The sequence below is a fragment of the Streptomyces sp. NPDC107454 genome (genome assembly GCF_055582885.1).
In genome coordinates this window covers 73,599-99,178 of the sequence record NZ_JBVJPA010000023.1, presented here as the reverse complement: position 1 = coordinate 99,178, position 25,580 = coordinate 73,599, and the positions used below count along the sequence as shown (strand labels likewise).

The 25,580-nt window shown below is 70.7% G+C and carries 12 protein-coding genes; 10 read left to right on the top strand and 2 right to left on the bottom strand.

Annotated features, from left to right (window positions below):
- Positions 1-94 precede the first annotated feature (94 nt).
- The 6 genes from ACZ69M_RS43285 to ACZ69M_RS43260 all read left to right on the top strand — a co-directional run bounded on the left by ACZ69M_RS43285 (position 95) and on the right by ACZ69M_RS43260 (position 17,970).
- Positions 95-1,300, top strand: a complete 1,206-nt coding sequence (locus ACZ69M_RS43285; RefSeq protein WP_470058854.1) for a glycosyltransferase — start codon at positions 95-97, stop codon at positions 1,298-1,300.
- Positions 1,301-1,451: 151 nt separating this feature from the next.
- Positions 1,452-1,841, top strand: a complete 390-nt coding sequence (locus ACZ69M_RS43280; protein ID WP_470058852.1) for a signal peptidase I — start codon at positions 1,452-1,454, stop codon at positions 1,839-1,841.
- 524 nt (positions 1,842-2,365) lie between these two features.
- A complete protein-coding gene (locus tag ACZ69M_RS43275; protein ID WP_470058850.1) occupies positions 2,366-6,355 on the top strand; it encodes a non-ribosomal peptide synthetase in 3,990 nt (1,329 codons plus the stop codon).
- Entirely contained in the window at positions 6,352-15,663 is a 9,312-nt protein-coding gene (locus ACZ69M_RS43270) for an amino acid adenylation domain-containing protein (protein WP_470058848.1), read from the top strand. Before ACZ69M_RS43275 ends, ACZ69M_RS43270 begins: the two co-directional genes overlap by 4 nt.
- 25 nt (positions 15,664-15,688) lie before the next feature.
- Positions 15,689-16,561: a TauD/TfdA dioxygenase family protein gene (locus tag ACZ69M_RS43265; RefSeq protein WP_470058846.1), complete on the top strand. Its 873-nt coding sequence runs from the start codon at positions 15,689-15,691 to the stop codon at positions 16,559-16,561.
- Between the two features lie 620 nt (positions 16,562-17,181).
- Positions 17,182-17,970 carry a replication-relaxation family protein gene (locus tag ACZ69M_RS43260; RefSeq protein WP_470058844.1) on the top strand — a complete coding sequence of 263 codons (789 nt, stop codon included), beginning with the start codon at positions 17,182-17,184 and terminating at the stop codon, positions 17,968-17,970.
- On the opposite strand, the gene ACZ69M_RS43255 is transcribed toward ACZ69M_RS43260, so the two are convergent.
- The gene (locus ACZ69M_RS43255) at positions 17,910-18,272 is read right to left on the bottom strand and encodes a hypothetical protein (RefSeq protein WP_470058842.1); all 363 of its coding nucleotides are present in this window, start codon (positions 18,270-18,272) and stop codon (positions 17,910-17,912) included. The two genes, ACZ69M_RS43260 and ACZ69M_RS43255, sit on opposite strands and share 61 nt — an antisense overlap.
- Before the next feature lie 1,081 nt (positions 18,273-19,353).
- On the opposite strand from ACZ69M_RS43255, the gene ACZ69M_RS43250 reads away from it, so the two are divergent.
- From ACZ69M_RS43250 to ACZ69M_RS43240, 3 genes are read left to right on the top strand one after another with little or no spacing between them, the layout of a single operon-like run.
- Positions 19,354-21,570 carry an MMPL family transporter gene (locus tag ACZ69M_RS43250; protein ID WP_470058840.1) on the top strand — a complete coding sequence of 739 codons (2,217 nt, stop codon included), beginning with the start codon at positions 19,354-19,356 and terminating at the stop codon, positions 21,568-21,570.
- A gap of 21 nt (positions 21,571-21,591) precedes the next feature.
- Positions 21,592-22,839: a sensor histidine kinase gene (locus ACZ69M_RS43245; protein ID WP_470058838.1), complete on the top strand. Its 1,248-nt coding sequence runs from the start codon at positions 21,592-21,594 to the stop codon at positions 22,837-22,839.
- Positions 22,836-23,591, top strand: a complete 756-nt coding sequence (locus tag ACZ69M_RS43240; RefSeq protein ID WP_470058836.1) for a response regulator transcription factor — start codon at positions 22,836-22,838, stop codon at positions 23,589-23,591. The genes ACZ69M_RS43245 and ACZ69M_RS43240 overlap by 4 nt, the downstream gene beginning before the upstream one ends.
- 249 nt (positions 23,592-23,840) lie before the next feature.
- Here the strand turns inward: ACZ69M_RS43240 and ACZ69M_RS43235 are convergent, their stop codons facing one another.
- Complete coding sequence (locus ACZ69M_RS43235; RefSeq protein WP_470058834.1) at positions 23,841-25,007, bottom strand: luciferase domain-containing protein; 1,167 nt, start codon at positions 25,005-25,007, stop codon at positions 23,841-23,843.
- 105 nt (positions 25,008-25,112) lie between these two features.
- Between ACZ69M_RS43235 and ACZ69M_RS43230 the strand changes: the two genes are divergently transcribed.
- On the top strand, positions 25,113-25,580 hold the full coding sequence (locus ACZ69M_RS43230; protein WP_470058832.1) for a MarR family winged helix-turn-helix transcriptional regulator: 468 nt from the start codon (positions 25,113-25,115) through the stop codon (positions 25,578-25,580).

Here is a 25,580-nt window from a genome sequence, read left to right as displayed (position 1 = left end):
CTGACGACCGACGTATCGCCGCCGCCGGCCAACACCCCGAGCCGGGGCGGAAACGGCAGAAACGCATGGACGACCCGACGAAAGAGGACGCTGAATGCGGGTGCTGTTGTCTACATACGGGACACGTGGCGACGTCGAACCGCTGGTGGCACTCGCGGTGCGGCTGCGGGCGCTCGGCGCGGCGGTGAGGATGTGCGCCCCGCCGGACGAGGAGTTCGCCAAGCGGCTCGCCGGCATCGGAGTGCAGTTGGTGCCGGTCGGGTTACCCGTCAAGGAATTGATGCGCGGAAAGACCCTGCCCTCGGCAACGGACCTGGCCCGCTACAGGAACGAGTTGGTCGAGGCACAATTCGACACCTTCCCGGCGGCGTTCGACGGATGTGACGTGGTGGTGGCGGCAGGTCTGGCGCAGGTCGCCGCGCGATCCGTGGCCGAGGCCGCGGGTATCTCCTACGTGTACGTGAGCTATGCGGCGGTCCACCTGCCATCGCCGCACCACGCGCCACCGCCCCGGCCGGGCTGGCCGGAGCCTGCGGTCGCCGACAACCGGACAGTGTGGGAGTCGGACGCCCAGAACGTCAACGCGCAGTTCGGCGAGGCACTCAACAGTCACCGGGCAGCGCTCGGTCTGCCGCTGGTGAACAACGTGCGCGATCACATCCTCACCGACCGTCCATGGTTGGCGGCGGACCCGGTCCTGGGGTCGTGGCAGGCGGCCCCGGGCCTTGATGTCGTACAGACAGGCGCATGGACCCTCGCGGACGAACGCCCCCTCCCGGCGGACCTGGCGAGGTTCCTGGACGCGGGCAGCCCGCCGGTCTATGTGGGCTTCGGCAGTATGCCCCCGGCCGAAGGCATCGGCGGCATGGCCGTCGAGGCGATCCGCGCACAGGGGAACCGCGTGCTCGTGTCCCGCGGTTGGGCGGACCTGGATCTCGTCGACGACGGGGACGACTGCTTCGCCATCGGCGAGGTCAGCCATCAGAACCTGTTCGGCAAGGTGGCCGCTGTGGTCCACCACGGTGGCGCGGGTACGACGCTGACGGCGGCCCGGGCGGGCGCGCCGCAAGTGGTGATACCTCTCCAACTGTCGGACAACCCTTACTGGGCCGGCCGGGTGGCGGCATTGGACCTCGGTGCGGCCCTCGACGCTGCGACCACGACCGTCGAATCTCTGGGCATCGCGCTCAAGACTGCTCTGTCATCCGAGACCCGGGCGCGTGCGAAGTCCCTGGGAAGCCGGCTCCGCACCGACGGAGCGGAGGTGGCCGCGCGCTGGTTGGTTGACGAGTCGCGGTGAACGACGCCGGCTCGTAGTGCTCGGACCGATCCGGGCGAAGGGGCCCCGGGCGGGGTGAACCCGTCCGGGGCTTCGGCATGTGGGGACCATGGCCCCGCGGTTGATCGCGCTGCGGCTGACACCGCACCCTCGGTTGCTAGCGTTCGGGTTCATGGATGACGGCGTATACGTAGGCAGTGCGGGCATCGACGCGACAGTGAACCGGGGATGGCTGCTTGGGCACTTCAAGGAGCAGGGCGATCCCCGCCACACTGACGCCGTCGAGGTGAAATGGGGTGTCCATCCACGCGGTGAGCAACGAGCGCAGTGGGTGAAGGGCGAGGTGCGGACAGCTCTGCTGGTTCTCATCACAGGACGCTTCCGTATGGAGTTCCCCGGCCGCAGCGTGCTGCTGGAGCGGCAGGGCGACTACGTCGTCTGGGGCCAGGGGGTGGATCACTCCTGGTCCGCCGAGGACGACTCCGTGGTCATGACCTTGCGATGGCCTTCCGTCTCTGGATACACCGTCCCCGACGGGGAGAGCGCAGCACGACCGAAGTGAACCATTGACCTCATGTGGTCCGCTATCTTCAGGCAAATCCCTTAATGTCGCATGCCGAGCGCAAACAGCGTTCCGTCGCCGAATGGGTGTGGCGTTGGTCACGGTTGACCACCTAATCGGAGCACATTTAGCATCAACGGAAATGAGCCACCACACGGGCGGCCGAATAAACAGAAGCGTCCACAATCACTACTCCGCACGCATCTCGCGCAACTTTATGGAGTTTTGGTAGGCACATGGCGACTTTCGGAAGCTTGCGCGAAGCGCCGCCGAGTCCGTGAAAGTCCGGTTCGAAATCTGGAACGACCGGCCCTCCATGCTGTTCGCACAACAGTGCGACGATGGCATTGACCTGGCCGGATAGCCGATCGCCCCAGCCGGGGTCCCGCCGAAGAGCCTAGACCCGTACGCATTGTTTTCAGATCGCACTTGGATTGCAACGCACACATTCCGGACGTCAGTCTGATACTCCGGGGACGCCGGAACTGATTTCCGCCGCGTTCTCTTCTCGTGAAGGGTGATCCGTGCCTTTACCCCGAATCGCAGTCAGTAATCATTCCGACGAAGAGACAAAATCCGCGCCTTTGTCACTGGCGCAGGAACGTCTGTGGGTCATGGCACGCATGGACGGAGACGCCAGCGCCGCCTACAACGAGCCGATGCCCTTCGATATCCGAGGACCGCTGGACCGGGACCTGCTCATCAAGGCGCTGCATCTGCTCGCGGCCCGGCACGAGGCCCTGCGCACCCGGCTGGTCCCCTCCGAGGGTTCGGCTCTTCAAGTCGTCGATCCGCCGGACACGGGGTTCCCGGTGACCTTCGAGGATCTGACGGAACTGCCGGACCGGGCCGAACGATTCACGCGCATACGGTTGGAGGTGGAGGGCACCCCGTTCCGCCTGGGCGAGGAGCCCATGGCACGCGGCTGCCTGATGGCGCTCCAACCGGACCATCACGTACTGATCCTGATGGCACATCACATCGTCTTCGACGGCTGGTCCCGCTCCCTGCTGCTGAGAGAGCTGGGCCTGGTGTACTCCGCGCTTCAGCAGGGGCAGGACGTCTCGCTGCCCGAACTGACCTGGCAGTACAGCGATTACACGCGCTGGCAGTGGGAGTGGATGTCGGGAGACGAGCAGGTCTCGCACGCCGACTACTGGACCACCGCACTGGCCGACACCCCGGCCGTGATCTCCCTGCCCACCGACCGGCCCCGCCCGCCCGAACAGGACTTCCACGGCGACCGGTTGCCCGTGACCGTCGACGAGGACCTGACGCGGGCCCTGCGCGCGCTGGCCTCCGACAACGATGTCTCCCTCTACGCGACCGTCCTCACCGGCTGGTCCGTGCTGCTGTCCCTGCTCTCCGGGCAGGACGACATCGTGGTCGGCGCCCCCACGTCGAACCGCCGACGCGGGGACGTCGAGGGTCTGATCGGCTTCTTCGTCAACACCCTCGCCCTGCGCGCGGACCTCTCCGGCTCGCCCACCGTCAAGGACGCCCTGCAGCGGGTGAACCAGCGGATCCGTGACGCCCTCAAGCACGTCGACCTCCCCTTCGAGCGAGTCGTCGAACTGGTCAACCCGCCGCGGAGCCCCGCCTGCACAGCCCTGTTCCAGACCATGTTCGCCTGGGTCCCCTCCATGCGGAAGGAACTCGAACTTCCAGGTCTGGAGGTCGAGTTGCGGGTAGACGCCGCTCACGTACCCGCGAAGTTCGACATGGTCCTGGCCCTGGCCGACGAGGGCCGGCACCTCACCGGGGAGATCGACTACGCGGTGGCGCTGTTCGACCGGGCGACGATGGAACGGTACATACGTCAATTCCTCCGCGTGCTGCGTCTGATGACCGAGCGGCCCGATGCCGAGATCGCCGATCTGACGCTGCTCGACGAGGACGAACAGCGCGCGCTCCTCGCCGACTTCAGCACCGGGCCCACCGTGGCCGACCCGGCGTCGGAGGGCGTGCTGGAGCGCTTCGCCGCGCAGGTCCGCGACCGACCCGGGCAGTGTGCGGTGGTGGCCGATGACGCGGAGCTGGACTACGCGACACTCGACCGCCGGGCCAACCGTCTCGCCCATGCGCTGATCGCCCGCGGTGCCGGTCCCGATCGTGTGGTGGGCCTGCACGCCGGACGTACGGCCGAACTCGTCATCGGCGTGCTCGGGATCCTCAAGTCCGGAGCCGCCTACCTGCCCCTCGACCCCGGCCAGCCCCCGGAGCGGCTCACCGCCATGGTGAGCGACGCCGCACCGGTCCTCGTGCTGACCGACCAGAGGGACACCGCGGACGACGACGGACAGCTGTGGGAGCACCTGGCGAAGGTGGAGGCCGAGGGGACGCACGACGAGCCGCCGGCCATCGACACGGACCGGACCCGGCTCGCCTACGTCATCTACACCTCGGGGTCGACCGGCCGCCCCAAGGGCGTGGCGGTGACGCACGGCAGCGTCGTCAATCTCCTCGACCACTGGCGTGAGCTCATGGGGGATGCCCCCGGCGAGGCGTCCTCGGCCTGGTCGAGCGTCGGCTTCGACGCGTCGGTGCACGAACTCCTCGTCCCGTTGACGACCGGCGCCGTGCTCCACCTGGTTCCCGACGAACTCCGTGGAGATCCTGGGGCATTGCTGGACTGGATGCGCGAACGCAAGGTCACCCAGGCCTTTCTGCCCCCGTCCTACGTCCTGTGGATCGGCGAGGACCCGGCCGCACGCCTGGCCGGATCGAGCCTGCGTCAGCTCCTCACCGGAGTGGAATCCCTGCCCGAGAGCACCCTGCACCGCATGCGTGAGCTGCTGCCCGGCCTGCGCATCTGCTTCGGCTACGGCCCGACCGAGGCCACGCTCTACTCCACCGCCTACACCGACCCACAGCCGTACGAGCGGTCGTGTCCGATCGGGCGGCCGCTGCGTGGCACACGCCTGTACCTGCTCGACGACCGGATGCGCCCGGTACCCGTGGGAGTTCCCGGAGAGGTCTACCTCGGCGGAGCGAGTCTGGCCCGTGGATATCTGAACCGCCCCGACCTCACCGACGAACTCTTCGTGCCCGACCCGTTCGTCCCCGGTGAACGCCTCTACCGCACCGGCGACCTGGCGCGCTGGCTGCCGGACGGCAACGCCGAGTACGTGGGCCGCCGCGACGACCAGCTCAAGCTGCGCGGCTTCCGTATCGAACCCGGCGAGGTCGAGGCGGCGCTGCTGGCGGTCCCCGGGGTGCGGGAGGCCGTCGTCCTGGCCGATCGCGACACACCTGGTGGCCCCCAGCTGGTCGCCGGCGTGGGATGTGACGCCGAGGCCACGCGGATGCCGTACGAGTGGCGTGCGGCCCTCAAGGACCGTCTGCCGGACTACATGATCCCCGCCGTGGTGGCCGAGTTCCCGCGACTGCCGTTGAACCGCAGCGGCAAGGTGGACCGGGCGGAGGTGCTGCGCGCCGCGGCGGGAACCCGCGCGGGGCAGGTCAACACGGCCGCACCCCGCGACCATGTGGAGATGGCCCTGTACCGGGTCTGGCGCGGGGTGCTGCTGCACCCGGACATCGGAATCGGTGACAACTTCTTCGAACTGGGCGGCACTTCGATATCGGCGATCAAGATGGCGTCCGCCGTCCAGGAGGAACTCGGCGTCGCCCTGCCCGTACGGGACGTCATGCTGCACCCCACCATCGAGGCGCTCGCCGAGCGAGTACGCGGCAATGCCGCACAGCGTGCGGAACCCGGCAGCCTGGTCGAATTCCGTGCGGGCGGCGGCCGACAGCGCGTGGTGTGTGTGCACCCCGCCGGCGGCACCGCGTTCTGCTACCTGCCACTGTCCGCCGAACTGGCCGACGACATCGGCGTGGTGGGGCTCCAGGCGCCCGGCATCAATCCCGGCGAGTCCACCCTGCCCGGTGTCGAGGCGATGGCCGAGGAGTATCTGCGGCTCGTCGGTCCCCGCGCCGACGAGGCACTGGTGCTGTGCGGGCTCTCCTACGGCGGTCTGATCGCGTACGAGATGGGCCGCCGCCTGGTGGCGGCCGGGCACGAGAAGGTGAGCGTGGTCCTCCTCGACACCCACGGTGCCCAGGGCGACGAACAGCGCGCCGCGATCGCGCCGGTCGGCATGGCGGAGTTCCGGGAGAAGCTGGTGCGCTTCAACGGCATGTACCCGGGTATCGACGACGACCAGGTGGCCCGGTACCTGAACGTCTACAACCACCATCGCGAGACCGGGCGCGACTACGCCGTACCCGAATCGCCCGCCCGTGTCGTGCTGATGCAGGCGACGGCCGTGGAGGACGAAGACGCGGACGTCGAGGATGCCGCCGCTCGTCTACGCGCGTTCTGGCGGCATCGCGTCAGCGGTGAGTTCGTGGTCGAGCCGGTTGCCTGCGGTCACTGGGACATGTTGGAGAGCGACGAACTGCCCCGCGTCGCCGCCGTCCTCACTGCCGAACTGCACCGGCTGACATCCGCCCCCGGCCGGGGCGAGACGGAGCGCACCACACCTTCAGGCACGTCGGAGGCACGATGAAACCGCACGTCGAAACGTCCCCCACCGACGTGGCCGAGGACGTGAGCGTCCCGGCCGGGACAGCCCTGGAGATTCACCGCCGAGCCCTTCGCACACCACACGCCGAGGCGGTCGTCGACGGCGAAGTCAGCCTCGACTACGCGACGTTGAACGTGGCAGCCGCCACCGTCGCCCATGAGCTGAGGCGCCGGGGCGTCACCGCGGGGCAAGCCGTGGCAGTGGCGCTGCCGCGGTCGTGGCGGCTGGTCTGCGTGATGCTGGGCATCCTGCGGCTGGGAGCGCAGGTCGTGCCCCTCGACACGCAGAGCCCCGCCGAACGCCGTCACTTCATCCTCCGGGACTCCGCCGCGGTGGCCCTGGTGTACGAGACGATCGAGAGCGTCACCGAGCGCCCGCAGGACGTGAAGGCGCTCGCCGCGGACGCCCTTCTGCCCGGACTTCCGGACGCCGCTGCCGCCGTAGAGGCACCGTCCGCCCCCGGCGAGGTGTCCTTCCTGTTCTACACCTCCGGAACCACGGGGCAGCCCAAGGGAGTCGAGGTCCGTGACGCCGGAGTCCAGCGACTGGCACAGCCCGGATACATCCGCGCCGAGCCCGGTCTGCGCTACGCCTGCCTGGCCAATCCGGCGTTCGACGCACTGAGTTTCGAAGTCTGGGCGCCCCTGCTGACCGGTGGCTGCTGCGTGGTCCTGCGCGACGGGGACGTGCAGACTCCCGAGCGGCTCGCCGCGGCGCTGCGGCACGAGCGCGTGGACACCGTCTTCATCACCACGGCGCTGTTCAACGCGATGGTCACGGCCGTGCCGGACTGCTTCGCCGCGGCCGGCGAGGTTCTTGTGGGCGGTGAGCAGCTCAACCCCCGGGTGATGCGCCGCTGGTACCGGGACAACGCCGACAGCGACACCCGTCTGTTCAACATTTACGGGCCGACGGAGTCCACCACCTTCGCCCTGTGTCATCCGATCCCGCGGGATTTCGACGGGGACGTGGTGCCGATCGGCCGGCCCCTGCCGCAGACCGGTGCGGTCCTGGTCGTACCGGGCCAGGAGCGGGTCGCCGCGCCCGGTGAGGTCGGCGAACTCCTGTTGAGCGGAGCCGGACTCGCCGTCGGATACCGCAACCTTCCCGAGGAGACCGAGCGGCGTTTCGTGCGGCTGCCGTGGCTCGACGGTGGCGAGGAGCGGTACTACCGCACCGGTGATCTCGTACAGGCCGACAACGAGGGCCTGGTGGAGTACGTCGGACGAACCGACCGCCAGGTCAAGGTCCGTGGCTTCAGGATCGAGCCCGGCGAGGTGGAACGGCGCGTTCTCACCCACCCGGCGGTCCAGCGGGCCTACGTGTGCACGCGCCGCGCGGGCCAGGAGGGGCCCAACGAACTGCTGGCGTTCGTCGTTCTGCATCAGGAGCTGTCCTACGAGGAGTTCGACAGCCACCTGACGACCCGCCTGCCCGTCTACATGCGCCCCCACCAGATCCATCTCGTGGCCGAGCTGCCGCTCAACGCCAACGGCAAGGTCGACCAGGCCGCCCTGCTGCGGCAGGCCGACCGGCCTTGGCGGCCCGCCGCCTCCGGCTCCGACGGACCGGCCGCGACGGAGACGGAGCGCCGGGTCGTCGAACTGGCCGAGGAGATACTCGGCGCCACCGGCCTCGGGCTCGGCGACCGGTGGATCGCCAGCGGCGGTGACTCGCTGAAGGCGCTCCGGTTCTGCTTCGCCGTACGACAGCAATGGGGCCGCGAGCTGACTCAGGCGGCCGTCCTGCACGGCGACCTGGCCGCCGTCGCCCGGACCCTCACCACGGCCAGTCCCGGCGAGGAGAGCGCCTTGCCGGCACCGGTGGTCTCCGGTGCCCGCTCGGCGCCCGCCACCAGCGAACAGCAGCGGCTGTGGCTGGTACAGCGCCACACCCCGGACTCCCGCGCCTACTCCGTCAACCAGGCCTTCCGCGTGGACGGACCCGTCGACACCACTGCCCTCCGGCAAGCGCTGCGCGGCCTGGTGGCACGCCACGAGGCGCTGCGGACGAGCTTCGGCCTCGGGCCGGACGGCCTGGAGCAGACCGTCGGCGAGCCGTACGACCCCTGGCACGAGCCGGGCCCCCAGCAGGCCTGGGACGAGGAAGAAGCGCACGCCTTCGCCGACACCTTCTTCGCCGAGCCCTTCGACCTCGCCGTCCCCCGCATGCTCCGTGCCTGCTGGCTGCCGCGTGACGGCGGCGGCACGTTCCTGCTGCACCTGCACCACATCGCCGTGGACGGCTGGTCGTTGAGCATCCTGCTGCACGACCTGTCGGCCGCCTACGCCGGCAGCGACCGCCGCGAGGCACCCGCTCCGACCCCGCTGGACTTCGCCGTCTGGCAGAGCGACCGGTTCGCGAGCACGGCCTACCAGGTGCAGCGCGATGAACTCCTCGCGTTCTACGAGGGTTTGGAAGAGCCGCAGGAGCCGCTGCCCGCCCAGGACACGGGTCCGGCACCGCGGGCGCACCTGCTGCACACGTCGCTCGACGTCGTTCGGCAGGCCCAAGTGGACCAGCTGAGCGCCGAGTTCGAGCTGACCCGGTTCCAGGTCTTGCTGAGCGTGTTCTCCTGGTGCCTGTACGGCGTGACCGGTCTGGTCCGCCCGCGCATCGCCGCCCCTGTCGCGGGCCGCCCGGTGCGTGAGTTCGAGAACAGCGCGGGCATGATGGCGAACACCGTGCTGCTGCCCCTGACCGTCGCACCCGGTGCGGACCTGCGCTCACACCTGGCCCGCACCAGGACCGACACAGGGCAGGTACTGGGACGCCAGGACGTGGCGCTCGCAGACGTCCTGACCGGCTGGGAGGACGTCGGCGACAGCACACCGTTCGACTTCCTGTTCGTCCTGGAGAACACCGACTTCGGGGCGCTGCGGCTGCCCGGCTGCGCCCAGCGCCCCCTGTGGTGGGCGGCGCCGGAGGCCAAGTGCCCGATGACGGTCTCCGTGGTCGAGCACGCGGACGGACTCGACGTGCTGTGGGAGTACGCCGAGGACCGGTTCACCGGCGAGGACGTCGAGGCGATGGCGGAGCTGTTCCGGCGGGGCGTGGACGCGCTCGCGGCCGGTGGCCGCTCCACCGCCCGTGAACTCGTCGTGCCGTACCGAAGGTCCCTTCCGGAGCACGGGCGCGGACCCGCCCCGGAACCCGGCTTCACCACGATCGCCGAAGGCTTCGGCCGGCAGGTCGCCCGCACTCCGGACGCCCCCGCCGTCGTCACGGCCGACGGTGGCACCTTGAACTACGCGGTCCTCGACGCCCGTGCCGCGGCCCTGGCCACGGAACTGGCCGACCGCTACCCGATCCCTGCCGACAGCAGCCCCTGCCGGGCGGCCCTGTACCTGGATCCCTCCGCCGAACACGTGGTGGCGCTGCTGGCACTGGCAAGGCTGAACGTCACCGCCGTCCCCCTCGACCCCTCCTACCCGGCCGACGTGCTGCGCCGCGTCCTGGAACAGATCGACCCGCTGTGCGTCCTGGCCACGCAGGACAGCTCACCGACGCTGGACACGCTGCTCCCCGACGGTGTGATGCGCCACCTCGTCGCACCGGTGGACCCGGCGTCACGGACGGGCGACGGCACGAGTGCGTCGTACGACGGGCACAGGTATGACCGACGCACGGTCGACACGCCGACGCACGACGGCGCCCGCCCCCTGTACACACTGTTCACCTCCGGCTCCACCGGTGTCCCCAAGGGCGTGCAGATCCACGACCGCACCCTGTGCGACCTGATCAGGTGGCAGTCCGGCCCCGGCGGCCTGACCGCCCCCGCGGTCACCCAGCAGTTCTCGATGCTGGCGTTCGACGTGTCCTTCCAGGAGATCTTCGGGACACTGTGCACAGGTGGCAGCCTCCAGCTCATACGTCCCGAGTGGCGTCAGGACGCGCCCGCGCTCCTGGACCGGCTGGACTCCGCGGGCGCCGAGCGGATCTTCATGCCCTACGTCGCCCTGCAACTGCTCGCCGAGTACGCCGTCCGCCTGAACAGGTATCCCTCCCGGCTGCGCGAAGTGGTCACCGCGGGCGAGCAGTTGGTGTGCACCGACAGCATTCGGCGCTGGTTCGCCGGACTCCCCGGCGCGCGGCTGTTCAATCACTACGGGCCGACCGAGACGCACGTGGTCAGCGCCCTGTTCCTGGAGGGAGATCCTGGGCAGTGGCCCGAGCGGCCCGCCGTCGGACGCCCGGTGGCCGGCGCCGATCTGCGTGTGGTGGACGCCCAGGGCGACCCGGTCCCGACCGGGTGCACCGGCGAGCTGCTGATCGGCGGGACCATGACCACCCGCTGCTACCTCGACGAGCACGCGCTCGACGACACCCGATTCGTCGAACTCCCCGGCGCGGGACTGTTCTACCGCAGCGGTGACCGGGCGTTCTTCGACCGTGCGGGCCTGCTGCACTACGCGGGCCGCGACGACCAGCAGGTCAAACTGAGCGGACACCGGCTTGAACTCGGCTCCGTCGAGGCGGCCCTGCTGCGCCATCCGGCGGTGGTCAACGCCGTCGTCACACGTGACGGCGACCGGCTGACGGCCGGCCTGGAGATCCGCGGCGAGGCACCGTCCGCCGACGACCTGACCGCGCATCTGTCCGCCCTTCTGCCCTCCTACGTACGTGTGAACCGCTTCCGCAGGCTGGAGAGACTGCCCCGCACACCCAGCGGCAAGCTGGACCGGCAGGCGGTCGTCCGGGCACCGGGGGAAGAGATACGTCGTTCCGCGATCGCCCGCACGGGCCTGTCGGCCGAGGAGGAGCGCCTCAGCACCGCCTTCGAGGAGGTCACCGGGTCGGTGATCGCACCGGACCAGACCTTTTTCGAGGCGGGTGCCTCCAGTCTCACTCTGATGCGCTTCCACCTGCGCTGCACCACGACACTCGGTTTCCGCTTCAGCGTCGCGGATCTGTTCGAGCACATCACCGTCCGCTCCCTGGCCCGCCACCTCACCGCCCCGCGGCCGCTCACCCCGTCGGCCGCGAAGAATGACGGGACCCCCGAACCCGGCGAGCCGATCGCGGTCGTCGGCATGGCGGTACGGGTGCCCGGCGCTCCGGACCTGGCCGCCTTCTGGGAGCTGGTGGTCTCCGGCGGCACCGGAATCCGCCGCATCGACGCGCCGGAAGGAGTCGTCGGCGCGCACAGCACGCTCGACGGCATGCTCGACTTCGACCCGGGCCACTTCGGCATCAGCCCCCAAGAGGCACGTCTGATGGACCCCCAGCAGCGTCACCTGCTGATGGCCGGCGTGCAGGCCCTGGCGCACGCCGGAGTGGCGGACACCTCGGCCACCCGGGTGGGCCTGGTGGCCGGTGCCGGCGAGAACACCTACTTCCAGTCCCTGCTGCGCGAGGCGGATCCGGACCGGCTGCCTGACGGTTTCCAGCTCGCCCTGCATCATGAGAAGGACTTCCTGGCCACCAAGGTGGCGTACCACCTCGGGCTGACCGGCCCCGCCTTCAGCGCCCAGACGGCCTGCTCCAGCTCTCTGGTCGCCGTGCACCTCGCCGCCGGTCTGCTCCGGCAGGGCGAAGCCGACGTGATGCTCGCCGGAGGAGTACTCATCGACCCCGGGCTGACCGGCGGCTACCGCTACCGCCCGCAGCACATCTTCTCCGCGGACGGTGACTGCCGGCCCTTCAGCGACGACGCCACCGGCACGGTCGGCGCGAGCGGCGTCGGCGTCGTGGTCCTCAAAACGCTGCGGCAGGCACGGCGCGACGGCGACACCGTCTACGCGCTCATCACAGGCTCCGCGATCAACAACGACGGTGCGGCGAAGATGAGTTACACCGCACCGTCGCTGGCCGGACAACGGGAGGTGATCCGGACCGCCCTGTCCCGCGCCGGACGCACGGGCGCCGACCTCGGCTATGTGGAGGCCCACGGCACCGGCACCCGGCTGGGCGACCCGGTCGAAGTGGGGGCGCTACGACAGGCGTTCGACGTGAGTGAGTCCGGACGTTGCGCTCTGAGCTCCGCCAAGAGCCAGCTCGGCCACATGGGCGCGGCCGCCGGTGTGGTGGGCCTCGTACGCGCGGTCCTCGCCGTGCACCACGGCGTGCTCCCGCCCAACCTCAACTTCCGTGCCTTCAACCCGGAGATCGGCCCCGATCCCACTCCCTTCTACATCCCGGCCGAAGCCACGCCCTGGCCCGAGGGACGCGAACGAGTGGCCGCGGTCAGCAGCTTCGGGATCGGTGGCACCAACGCCCACGTCATCGTGGAGCAGGACGTCCCGCCCGGACCGGTGGCGACCCGCGAGGTACCCGACTGCCTCGTGCTGTCGGCCTCCAGCGCGGACGCTCTCGCCGCGGACGCCGCTCGGATCGCCGACTACCTCCAACTGCACCCGGAGCGCCACAGGTTCGTGCTGCGGCATCTCCAGGCCGGGCGGGTCGCTCGCCGCCTGCGGACCGCTGCACCCGTGACGGACGCCGCCGCGGCCGGACGCTGGCTGCGCGCGGTGGCCACAGGAGCGGTGCCGCTGGGTACCGCGGACCCGGACGCCGTGACGGTCTCCGCGGACGGTCGCACGGCCCATGACCTCGCTGAGGACTGGGCCGCCGGAAGCCCCGTCGACTGGGGGGCAGGCCCCGCTCCGGCCCCCTGGGACTTCCCGCCCCCGTCCTTCTCCCTCGCGGAACACGACTTCGACCGACTGCCCGAGGACCCGCGCGAGGCCCCGGCCGCCGCACCCGGGCGACTGCCCCGGGAGAACTGGCTGCACCAGCCGCACTGGGTCCGGCTGCGCCGTGCCGCCGTCGCGGACACCACCGTGCCGGCCGGCCGCTCGTCCGCCGTGGTCGTCGTAGCCTCCGAGAGCACTCCTCGGACAGCGCTCGCGCCCTTCAAGGCGGTGGCGTCGCGAGTGATACGGGTGCACCCGGCCGGCGCCTTCGCCCGCAGAGGACCGGACGCCTACGACGCGGACCCCGCCGATCCGGCGTCGCTGCGTCAGTTGCTCGATGCGCTGTCCGAGGACGGCGCCCCGGCCTCCATCGACACGGAGTGGGTGCACGCCCTGCCCCTCGACGTGACAGGGCCAGTCGGTCCCGGCACCCTGGAACACGCCCGTCACACCTGCATGGACAGCACGGCGGCCCTGGCCCAGGCGCTGACCGGGCGAAACGGCTCCCCACGTGTGTGGTGGCTGTCGTACGGCGCCCGGCCCGTGGCGGGAACGGTGGACAGACCTGAACTGGCGCTCCTCGCCGGGCCGGTCGAGGTCGCCCATCAGGAGTCCGTCCTGAACGGCCACTGGCTCGACCTCCCCGATGGCGACCTCACCCGCTGGGCCGGACACGTGGCCTCGGTCGTCGCCGGAACACGTGAGGCCGGTCATCCCGACGGACCGGCCCTACCGCGCCAGCTCGCGCTGCGGCAGGGTTACTGGTGGCGGCCGGGCACCATACCCGTACCGGAGCCGGAGGGTACGCAGTCCCTCGTACCGGCCGGAGCGGACACCGTCCACCTGGTGCTCGGCGGCACGGGCGGCATAGGCCGCGCCATCACCGCCTGGCTTCTCGAACACACCCGCGGTCGCGTCCTGTTGCTGTCGAGAAGCCCGCGGCTGCCCGAGGAGTTGAATGGATGGGCCGACCGCATCGGCCTCGTCCCGGCGGATCTCGCGACCATGCCCGTTCACGAAGTGGCGGCGGCCGTCGCCGACCACACGTCACGGCTGGACGGCGTCATCCACGCGGCCGGTCTCGGACACGGCGGGCTGCTCGTACGACGTGACGCCACCGCGATGCGCGACGCCGCCGCAGTCCGCGAGAGGGGCGCACTCGTCGTCGAGCACCTGATCGGAGCCTTCCGCCCGGAGATCGCGGTCTACTGCTCCTCGATGTCCGCCTTGCTCGGCGGTGTCGGCCAGAGCGACTACGCGGCCGGCGCGAGCCTCCTCGACGGCTTCGCCCACCACCGGGCCACCGAGACGGAGACGACCGTCCGGATCGGCATCGACTGGGACATCTGGCGCGAGACCGGAATGGCGACCCGGGTCCTGAACACGGACAGCCGCCATCAGGCCCACCTCGCGGTCGGCCTGACCGTCGAGGAAGGCAAAGCGGTCTTCGCCCATGCCCTCGCCCTGCAACTGCCTCAACTCCTCGTGTCCACCACCGACATCGAGGTCTCCCGAGCCTTCTACGCTCCTGCCGGGATCGCGGATCGGTCCTCGCGCTCCGGACCGGTGCACCCGACAGGCGGAAAGGAGGAAGCCTCCAACGCCGGCAGTACCGAAGAGCGAGCGGACGCCATGGCCCGGGTGATCCAGGATCTGCTGGGCGTGGACGAACTGGACCCCGAGGACTCCCTCTACGACCTGGGCGCCGACTCGCTGACCCTGATCAGCCTGATCGCCCAGATCGAGGACGACTACGGCGTCGAGTTCGACCTGGCCTCCTTCAGTCACCGCGTCAGCCTCACGGAGATCCTGAAACACATCGAGGCGGCCCTCACCTCCGCCGAGCCCACCACCGAGGCGGCCGGAGGCACCTCCCGGGTCGTCCTCGACATCTGGCAGGAGGGAACCGGTTCGGCCGTCCTGTGCCTGGTGCACCCCGTGGGCGGAGACATCCAGGCCTATCGCTCCCTGGTGGCAGCGCTCGGACCCGCGCCGACGGTGTGCCTCATCGCCGACCCGGCACTCCGCGACACCGAGATGCCCGCATGGTCACTGACCGAGCGGGCCCATCACTACGACACCGAACTACGTGAGCGCTTCGGCGGACCGGACCACCGGCTTCACCTGGCCGGATGGTCCTACGGCGCCCGTGTGGCGATGGAGATGGCGGGCCTCGCCGAGTCGGCCGGCCAGCCGCTGGAAGCGCTCTACCTTCTGGATCCGCCACCGCCCCAGGCAAAAGCGCTGGTCACCGCCTACGACGAGGCTCACCTGGAAAGGGTGTTCGCCGCCGAACTCGGCACCGGAGCCCCCTCGTTGCCGACCGAGCACGCACAGGCGTACGCCGAGAGGCTGGCCCGCTGCTGCCGCGCGAACCTGCGCAGCCTCGGGGAACATCGCGTACGGCGGCTCGTCTCTGTCCCTACGTATCTGTGGCTGGCCGAACACCCCACGGCGGGCATGCCCACCCCCGCAGACCCTCAGGAGCCGGACCGGCAGTGGAACACCTGCCTGCCCCCGTCCGCCGTCCTCAGGTATCTGCCCACGGACCACTACGGCATTGTCGCGGCACCCCATGTGAACACGGTGGCCGAGACCATCAGGGCGACGCTGGCGGCCCCGGGTGCCGGTGCCCGCGGGGCCGCCGACCTGTAAACCCCATCCCCCTCCGGAGGTTGACATGGAGTCATACGAACGCGAAGCACTGGAAGCGGTGACCACGCGCCCCGCGTACCCCTACCGCACGCTCACCGTCGAACGGATCACCCCCGTTCTGGGAGCGGAAGTCTCGGGCGTCGACCTGTCGCAGGAGATCCCGGCGGAGCAACTGGAAGAGATCCGGGCCGCCTTCCGCGACCACCACGTCCTCGTCTTCCGCGATCAGACGATCACCGCCGAGCATCACAAGCGCTTCGCCGCCGCCTTCGGCGAACTGCGCCCCGTCAACCCGCCGCCGCCCGAGGGCGATCCCCACATCCTGGAGATCCGCACGACGTCGGCCGCGGCGGACGTGGCGGGCAACGGCTGGCACGCGGACGGCACCGCCGACGCCGAACCGTCGCTGGGGTCGATGCTCTACATCACCGAGATACCCGAGCCGGGATGCGGCGGCGACACCCTCTTCGCCAACATGCACCTCGCCTACGACATGCTCTCACCGGCCATGCGCGCCCTGCTGGACCCGCTGACCGCGATACACGACGGCGCGCAGGCCCTGGCGGGATACACACCGCCCGCGGACTACGTCATCCCCAAGAGCGAACACCCGCTCATCGCCCGGCACCCCGAGACCGACCGCAAACTGCTGTACGTCAACAAGGCCTACACCAGCCGCATCCCGCAGCTCTCCGCCGACGAGAGCCGGGCCCTGCTCGACGCGCTCTTCGACATCATCGCCCGCAGGCCGGTCCTGCACTGCCGCGTCCGCTGGACCCCGGGCACGCTCGTCTTCTGGGACAACCGCTGCGTCCAGCACCATGCGACATACGACTACTACCCCTACGCCCGCTACGGCCAGCGCGTCGCCATCAACGGCGGCCCCATCAAGGGCTGATGTCCTGAACAGGCTTGCCAATCGGCAACTGGTCGTGGCAGCCGGGCCATGCGTCGAAGGTGACGCGCTACCCGACGAGATCAGCTTCGACAGCAGCGGCTAGTCGGCCGGTGTGATGGCGAAGTCGAAAGCAGGTACGCCTTTCGTTCGTGGACAACAGCCTTTGGTGCCGACGCGAAGCAGCGTGCGGAACGTTGCGCTGATCTCGAAAGCCCTCCACATGCGCTCGTGAGCAGCGGGGGTACGGGGAGGGCCCGGCGCGGTCTGTGCCGCACGCAGTCGGCACAGACCCGCTGCGATCCCTGGCTTCACCGCCCGGGCAGTTTGGTCTGCTCGGCGTCGCGCGCGGCCCCGCCGTCGCGCGCGAGGGACCAGCGGGCGCCCGATCCCCTCGCGCGCCACCCGGCCGACCTGCCCCACCCCCACCCACCTTCTTCCTGCTGTGGGCGGCGTGGTCGGGGGCGTAGAGGGGATGTCGGCAAGGGCGTTGTCGCATCGTGACCGCGGTCGGGCCTTCGTGGTCGGTGGTCTGGTGGGAGCCGGCTGCTGACCTGTCTGGTAGGCGCGGGGCCAGGACGGCGCCGTGCCGGACGGGAAGCGAGCGGATGGCGATGAGACACGTGGACGCAGGCAATGGCGACCGGCCGGCGCTGGCGGTGCTGGTGCAGTATCGGATGGCCACCACCGAGCAGATGCACCGGGTCATCGCTCCCCAGGTGCGCATCGAGCAGACCCGGCGCCGGCTGGCCAAGCTGCGCGATGAGGGCCTGGTCGAGCGCATCACACTGCCCCGCGCGGGACGGCTGCGGGTGTGGTTCCCCACCCAGTACGGCGTGCGGATCGCGTCGGAGTGGCCGGAGTTGCGGGGTGTGCGGCGGTCGAAGACGGCGTCCGAGCCGACCGCCGCGCGCCTGCGGGTCGGTCACGCGCTGACGGTGACCGAGACCGCGCTCGCCTTCCTCGAGGACGCACGGCGCCGCGGCGAGCTGTGCCGGCCGCTGGACTGGATGCCGGAGACCTACCACCCGCTCGGGAGCGGCGAGGCCGTCATGCCCGACGCCCTCATGTTCTACCGGCGCGGTGGCGAAGGCGGCGACGGCGGTGCGATGCTGCGGGCGTTCGTGGAGGTCGATCGGGCCACCATGGGCCCGGAGCGCCTGGCCGCCAAGCTCCCCGGCTACGCCCGCCTCCACCGGTACGTGCCCGTGCCCATGGCCCGGCATCGGCTGGTCGGCCAGGAACCTCCCCGGGAGGAATGGCGCAAGGCAAGCGCTACCCCCTGTTCCCGCGGCTGCTGTTCGTCCTGGACGGCACCGGACCCGCCGGTGTCGCAACCCGTATCAAGGCCCTACGTACGGCCGCCGCCGACCCGGCGCGGTCCTGCTTCCTGCGCGAGGTCCCCGTCCTGACTGCGCCACTGGCCGACCTGATCCACCACGGCCCCTCCGCGCCCGTCTGGCACCCCGTCCAGGACCCCGGCAGCCACGTCAGCTGGTCCCGGCACCTGTAGCCGCTCGGGCTTCGTACGCGTACGCGAGCAGCAGTTCTGGCTCAGCGTCCGGATGCTGTGGGTGATCAGCGCGACCAGCGCGGCAACCGTCACCTGCCAGCCGTCCCGGTGAGTTTTGACGGGGTCGAAGAGCCCCTTCGCCTTGTGCCAGATCCGGCTGTCGTGGAACAAGCCGTTGGCGATCTGGGGGCACTGATCCACGGCAGGACGCCAGCCCTGAAGCCACTCATCACGCCCCCCATTACCCCGGCCGACGGCGCGGAGCAGCCGTGGCAGCCACCAATCCCACCGCTGCAAGGTGAGCACCGGGGCCGGAGCCGGGGGCCTGCATGTTCCATGCCGTCAGCTCACCCGGCGCCCCTGACCAGGCTGACGGCCACGGGCCCCGACCCACGGTGACTGTCCGGCTGTATGACCCTCTGGCTGCCGTGGTCGGGCTCATGGCCGGGCCCGACCACGCAGCGCACGATCCCGCCCCGTGCATGAGTGCACCGCCCGATTGCGCATCCGTGGGCGGGCGATGCGCAACGGGGCTTGCGCAATCGTCCTCGGGTCCTGCGCAGTCGTGTCGCCGCCCCAGGACCCTTCGTGCAGCCGACCTCGCTGTCCCACAGCCCCGCCGAGACCGGATTCGCCGCCGCGCTCAACGGGTTGATCCGCAATCGTGGCTTCGGCATCCGGGAACTGCCGTTCATGGGACTGTCCCTCAGCACGCTGTACGGAATGGTGTCGCGCTGGGAGCCGAGTCCGCACCGGTGGCAGCAGCTCTGCGCGGTGGCCGGGCCGCTGGGCTGGACCCTCCCTGATCTGTTCGCGGTCGCCGATGAGCCGTACTCGAAGGAACTCCGCCCGGTTCCGCACTGCCGCCACCTCGGGCGAGTTTTCGCAGCCGCCGTCCCGATCACTCAGCGCGAGTCCACCTGGACTCGGTCGCGAATAGCGGCACCTCGGCATTCGGGCCCCCCAGCCTCCCGCGTCCGGTGTGACGGTCGAAGCCCAGGACAGCACCGTCCCACCGCCCCGGTTGGACCCCCGCACGCCGAACGGGCAGGCCCCGCCCGGCCACACGCCGAGGAGCGCGTCCCGAGCGGTGCGCGTCATGGCATGGCCGTCCCATCTCATTCGCCGACCGCCCGGCGCGCTGATACGCGGATCTACGTAGGCCGCGGGCCCGGGTACGCGGATTTGCGTAGGCCGCTGACTGCGGCTGAGTGACGGCGCGGCCGGTCCGGCGCGGACACCATGGCCGGGCATCCCTGAATCGGACGATGGAGATCTTGCCGTGGCAGCTGTTCTGTACCGGGTGGGCCGGTTCGCGTTTCGGTTCCGGTGGTATGTCGCCCTGCTGTGGGCTGTCGTGCTGGGCGGCCTGGTCGCCGCCGCGGTCGCCGCCCCGGCGGCTCCCGCGGACGACAACTCGATCCCCGGCGCCGAGTTCCAGCAGGCCAACGAGCTGTTGGAGCGCGCCTTCCAGGCCAACCCGAACGGCGCGAGCGCCCAGATCGTCTTCGTCGCCCCGGACGGGCAGAAGATGACGGCCACCGACTTCCGGACGGCCATCGGCGAGACCGTCGCCCAGGCGAGCCGCTCCCCGCAGGTCGGCTCGGCGACCTCGCCGTTCCAGGGCGGCGAGGTGAGCCGGGACGGCTCCACCGCCATCGCCGAGGTCCAGTACAAGGTGTCCTCGGACGACCTCACCTCGGCCACCACCACCACTCTGAGGGACGCGGCCGCCCACGCACGGGCCGCCGGCCTCACCGTCGAAGTCGGCGGCGACGCGCTCAACACGCCCGCCTCGGACACCGGCGTCATCTTCGGCATCTCCATCGCGGCGTTCGTCCTGCTGCTCACCTTCGGCTCGCTGGCCGCCGCCGGGCTGCCGCTGCTGACGGCGGGCATCGGCGTGGGGATCGGCCTCACCGGGATCATCACGCTGGCCAAGCCGCTGGGCCTGTCCGGCACCAGCCAGTCGCTGGCGCTGATGCTGGGCCTGGCGGTCAGCATCGACTACGCGCTGTTCATCGTCTCCCGCTACCGCGAGGAACGGGCCGGTGGAGCCGAACCGAGCGAGGCTGCCGCGCTCGCCGCGGGCACCGCGGGATCGGCGGTGGTGTTCGCCGGGGCGACCGTCGTCATCGCGCTGGGCGGCCTGTCGCTGGTCGGCATCCCCGCACTGACCAAGACCGGGCTGGCCGGAGCCGCGGCGATCGCCGTGGCGGTGCTGGTGGCGGTGACGCTCATCCCCGCGCTCCTCGGGTTCTTCCCGCGCGCCGTGCTGGGCCGCGCCGAACGCCGCGGGAAGACCGGAAAGAACGAGAAGAACGAGAAGACGGTGCGGCCCAACCTGGGTGCCCGCTGGGCCGCGTTCGTGCTGCGCCGACCGCTGTCGGTGCTGGTGTTCTCCGTCGTCGCCCTCGGTGTGCTCGCCGTGCCGGCCTCCCAGCTGCGGCTCGGCGAGGCCGGTAACGCCATCCTGCCCACCTCCAGCACCCAGCGGCGCGCCTACGACGACGTCAGCAAGGCTTTCGGCCCCGGCTACAACGGCCAGTTGGCGGTGGTCGTCACCGCCAAGGGCTCCTCCGACGTGAAGACCGCCGCAGTGCAGATCGCCAAGAAGATCGGCGCACTGCCCGGGGTGGCCACCGTCTCCGCCGCCCAGGCCGACCAGGCCGGCGACGCCGCTGTGTTCAGCGTCGTCCCCACCACCGCGCCCGACGCACAGAAGACCACCGACCTGGTGCAGAAGATGCGCGGCCGGCGCGCCGCCATCGTCTCCGGCACCGGCACGACCTACCTCGTCACCGGCCTCACCGCCGCCAACATCGACATCGCCGCCAAGGTCAGCGGCGCGCTGCTGCCCTATGTCGCCGCGGTGGTCGGCCTGGCGATCCTGCTGATGCTGCTCGTCTTCCGGTCCCTGCTGGTGCCGCTCAAGGCGACCGCCGGCTTCGTGCTGTCCCTGCTGGCCGGTCTCGGCGCGCTGGTGGCCGTGTTCCAGTGGGGCTGGCTCGGCTCGGTGCTCGGCGTCCCGGCGACCGGACCCATCCAGTCCTTCATGCCGATCTTCCTCACCGGTATCGCCTTCGGGCTGTCCATGGACTACGAGGTCTTCCTGGTCTCCCGCATCCGCGAGGCCTACGACCGGGGAGAGGACCCGCGGACCGCGGTGGTCTCCGGGTTCAACGTCAGCGCCCGGGTGGTGGTCGCCGCCGCGCTGATCATGATGGCGGTCTTCGCCGGGTTCGTGACCAGCAGCCAGATCATGGTGAAGATGATCGGATTCGGTCTCGCCGCCGCCGTCCTGCTGGACGCGTTCGTGGTGCGGATGACGATCGTGCCCGCCGTGCTGGCGCTGCTCGGCCGACACGCCTGGTGGCTTCCGCGGTGGCTCGACCGGACCCTGCCGCACCTGGACGTCGAGGGCGAGGGCCTGCGCCGCAGTCCGGCCGGGATCCCCGAGGTGGCCGAGACGGTCGAGACGGTCGACACGCGCCGATAGGGCTCCGGTTATCGTCGCTTCATGGCCACCGCATCCACGACTCCCGGAGACGGAGACACCGGCATGCTCGTGCGCTGGCAGCGATGCCTTCGCGCCCACCCGCTGACCACGGACGTGCTCCTGGTGCTGGGGCCGGTGTTCATCGCCGTCCCCGGTGTCACGATCAGCGTGGACAGCGGTCCGATGCCGGCCTCCCGCTGGTCCGGCTATGTGATCATCTGCATCGCCTGTGCCGCGCTGGCGGGTGTCCGCACCCGCCCGCGCGGTGTGGTGGCGGTCACCACGGCCTGCTCGGTCGCCCTGGCCGAGCAGGGCTACATCCTCAGCCCGCTGCTGCTGACGCCCGTCATGATCTCGCTGTTCTTCGCGGCGCTGCGCAACGGCCCTCGTACCGCATATACCTGCACCGCCGCCGCCATCGCGGTCCTGACGGGCACAGTGCTGCTCGCCACCCCCCACCGGGAGCCGATGGGCATGGAAGTGATCGGTACCTTCGCCTGGCTGCTGCTGGCTGCGGTGCTGGGCGGCGCAGCCCGGCTCCGGCTGGCCTACCTCGACGCCGCCGAGGATCGCGCCGAGTACGCCGAGCGGACCCGCGAGCAGGAGGCGCAGCGCAGGGTCGCCGCCGAGCGGATGCGCATCGCCCGGGACCTGCACGATGTCACCGCCCACCATCTGGCCCTGGCCAACGCCCAGGCCGGCACCGTACGCCATCTGATGGACAGCCGGCCCGAGCAGGCGCGCGCCATGGCCGGCGCCCTCAACCGGACCATCGCCGCGGCGCTGGAGGAGCTGAAGACCACCGTCGGGCTGCTCCGCCAGGCCGACGACCCGGAGTCCCCGGTGGAACCGGCCCCCGGTCTTGACCGACTGCCCGCGCTGGTCGCCTCGTTCGAGCCCGCCGGGATCACCGTCGCGGTGACGTCCGAGGGCGAGGCCCTGCGGCTGCCGGGCGGGACGGACCTCGCGGCGTTCCGCATCGTCCAGGAGGCGCTCACCAACGTGGCCAAGCACGCTGCCGGCGGGCGGGCCCGGGTGCACCTCGCCCACACCGCCGATCTGCTGCACATCACGGTCACCGACGACGGGGGACGACGACCCGCCCTCACCGTCGACGGCCATGGCAACCGCCCCGGCTACGGGCTCGTCGGGATGCGCGAGCGGGCGCTGGCGGCGGGCGGGCGGCTGCGCACGGGCCCCCGCCCGCAGGGCGGTTTCGAAGTGGTCGCCGAACTTCCGGTGGACCCGGACCGCAGGGGTGAGCGATGACCATCCGCGTGCTGCTCGCCGATGATCAGGCGCTGCTGCGCCAGACATTCGCCATCCTCATCGGCGTCACGCCCGGCATGGAGGTCGTCGGCGAGGCATCGGACGGCAGCCAGGCCGCCGAACTGGCCCGGCTCACCCGCCCCGACGTGGTGGTGATGGACATCCGCATGCCCGGCACCGACGGCCTGGCCGCCACCGAGGCCATCTGCGCCGACCCGGACCTGGCCGAAACCCGCATCCTGATCCTCACCACGTTCGAGACGGACGAGTACGTGGCCCGTGCCCTGCGCGCGGGCGCCAGTGGCTTCCTCGGCAAGAGCGCCGACGCCGACGAACTGCTGGCCGGCATCCGCACGGTCGCGGCCGGCGAGTCGCTGTTGTCGCCGCGGGCCACCCGAGCGCTGATCGCCCGCTTCCTGGCCGCCCCCGACCCGGAGTACCGGCCCGGGCCGCCCGCCGAACTCGCGGAACTCACCTCGCGGGAGAAGGAGGTGATGGCGCTGGCCGCCGAGGGACGGCCCAACGGCGACATCGCCGCCCGGCTGCACCTCAGCAGCCACACCGTGCGCACCCACATCCAGCGCGCCATGGCGAAACTGGGGGCGCGTGACCGCGCCCAGCTCGTCGTCGTCGCCTACCGGACGGGCCTGGTCCGGCCCGATCGACCCGCCCGACAGGACGACGAGACGTCCGCTCGTCAGGCGATCGCCGATGCGCTCCACGACTTCACGCAGGACGATCCCGAACGCTGAGCACGCCGGACACGGCGCTCGTCGTCAACACGCGCTCCTTCCAGTCGCTCGACCTGCGCATGCCCGTCGGAGGCGTCAAGCAGAGCGGCATCGACCGGGAGTTCGGCGAGGCGGGCATGAAGGAGTACGTCGAGGAACACGCCATCCGCGTGCTCAAGTAACCCAAGTAGCCACCCCCGAGGGGGAGGTGGGGGTCGCCCGAGCCGACACCTGGCCGGGCGGTCCCCGGTCCTCCGGGGGGGGATCAGCTCATCCCGTCGCCGGGCCGGTGTTCCCGGTCGCCCACGCATGGCTCGTGGTGACGATGGCGGTCACGACGTCGAGTTCGGCCTCGTCACGGGGGCCGTACACGAGCACCATGCCCGGGGTGAGCCGGATTCCGGCGAGCGGGTGGGCCACGGCCCAGCCGTGCCCGATCGCCTCGGCTGCCAGGTGCACCGGCAGCGCCACGTGCAGCGAACCGTCGCTTTCGGGGTGCAGGTGGGCGAACTCCCCCGCCCGGGGTACGAGGAACGCCTCGGCCGGTCCGATCCGCGGGCCCGCGAGCATGAACCCGCGGGCGCCCGGCACGGAGAGAACCGACTGGCTGCTGTGCACTCCCGCAAGCGCGCTGAGCCGAGCGAACAGCTTCTCCTGCAACTCCGCCGGCGCGTTGTCACTGAGCTGTTGCTGCGGAATCGTCGTGCTGACCTCGGGTCGCGGGCCGGTGCGGTCGCGGAGACCGTCGGGCAGCGACTCCCACCGCACCGGCTCCGGAGCGAAGGCGTCCGGCCGGGCCAGGAACCCGGCACGTTCGGAGAGCCACCCCGCGAGGACCCCCAGCGCCTGCGGGGCGATGCCGTGGCCCACCGGATCGCGCCGGGCGATCGACGGCGCCCCCGACTCGACGGTCAGGTACCGCCAGGTCCTGTCGAGGAGCTCACGCGGAATGACCCGGTCGTATTCGCCCTGCGCGACGAAGACGGGCACACCGGCCAGCCTCGCGGCGTCGGTGGGCACACCCGCGTCGAACGGCAGCGTGCCGTAGAGGATCGCCGCGCCCGCGTACCGGCCCGGGTCGTCGAGCAGCAGACCGCCCGCGAAGGCCGCACCGCCGCTGAAGCCGACGAGGAACACCGGACGGCCGGGCGGCGCCACCTCGTCGAGCCAGGCGCGGAACCAGTCCATCGAGGCGCGCAGCGACTCGGGGACCGGCCGGCCGATGCCCCGGTTGGCGAACCAGGCGAACCCGCCGTGCTCGGCGATGGGCGCGCGGACGGCCGCGTAGGACAACTCCGACGGCAGGACGTCGGACAGCCCCATGATCTCGCTCTCGCGCGACCCCCGGCCGTGCAGCAGCACGACCAGGGGCGCCCGGGCGTCTCCCCGGGTCATCACCACGGGAGCGCCGAACGCGTTCACGGCGCACCATCCCATGCGGACACAGTCACGGCAGCACTCCTCTAATAGTTGACGAATCAGATATTGACAAAGTAACAATCAGTATCTGACTGTGCAACTATTTCGGTCTACAATCTCCTCATGGCCTCTTCCTCGCACCCGATCGACGATCGTCTGATCACCACCTTCGGACGCCTCCTGGAGGCGTCCACCAGGCTCGAACAGCGCCTCGGTGCGGCCATGCAGGAGGAGACCGGGCTGCCACATGTCTGGTTCGAAGTGCTGATCCGGCTCGCCCGCTCGGAGGGCGGGCAGCTGACCATGAGCGCCCTGGCCGACGAGGTCGCGCTCACGACCAGTGGCATCACCCGGCTGATCGACCGGATCCAGGCCGCCGGATACGTCGAGCGCCGACCGTGCCCCACGGACCGCCGTGTCTCCTACGCGGGCATCACCGACACCGGCCGTGAGGTCCTCGACCGGGCGGCCACAGCCCATGCGCGCAACCTGCGGGGCGTGCTCTCGGGCTTCGACGAGGCCGACCTGACCACGCTGGACGGCTTGCTGGACCGCTTGCGCACGGCGGCGTCGGACAGGGCGATGCGCTGA

Bases quoted from the DNA above. Each gene is read 5' to 3' on its own strand.
- ACZ69M_RS43245 (WP_470058838.1), top strand. From the start codon at position 21,592: ATGGCCACCGCATCCACGACTCCCGGAGACGGAGACACCGGCATGCTC.
- ACZ69M_RS43230 (WP_470058832.1), top strand. From the start codon at position 25,113: ATGGCCTCTTCCTCGCACCCGATCGACGATCGTCTGATCACCACCTTC.
- ACZ69M_RS43270 (WP_470058848.1), top strand. From the start codon at position 6,352: ATGAAACCGCACGTCGAAACGTCCCCCACCGACGTGGCCGAGGACGTG.
- ACZ69M_RS43265 (WP_470058846.1), top strand. From the start codon at position 15,689: ATGGAGTCATACGAACGCGAAGCACTGGAAGCGGTGACCACGCGCCCC.
- ACZ69M_RS43240 (WP_470058836.1), top strand. From the start codon at position 22,836: ATGACCATCCGCGTGCTGCTCGCCGATGATCAGGCGCTGCTGCGCCAG.
- ACZ69M_RS43285 (WP_470058854.1), top strand. From the start codon at position 95: ATGCGGGTGCTGTTGTCTACATACGGGACACGTGGCGACGTCGAACCG.
- ACZ69M_RS43280 (WP_470058852.1), top strand. From the start codon at position 1,452: ATGGATGACGGCGTATACGTAGGCAGTGCGGGCATCGACGCGACAGTG.
- ACZ69M_RS43235 (WP_470058834.1), bottom strand. From the start codon at position 25,007: ATGGGATGGTGCGCCGTGAACGCGTTCGGCGCTCCCGTGGTGATGACC.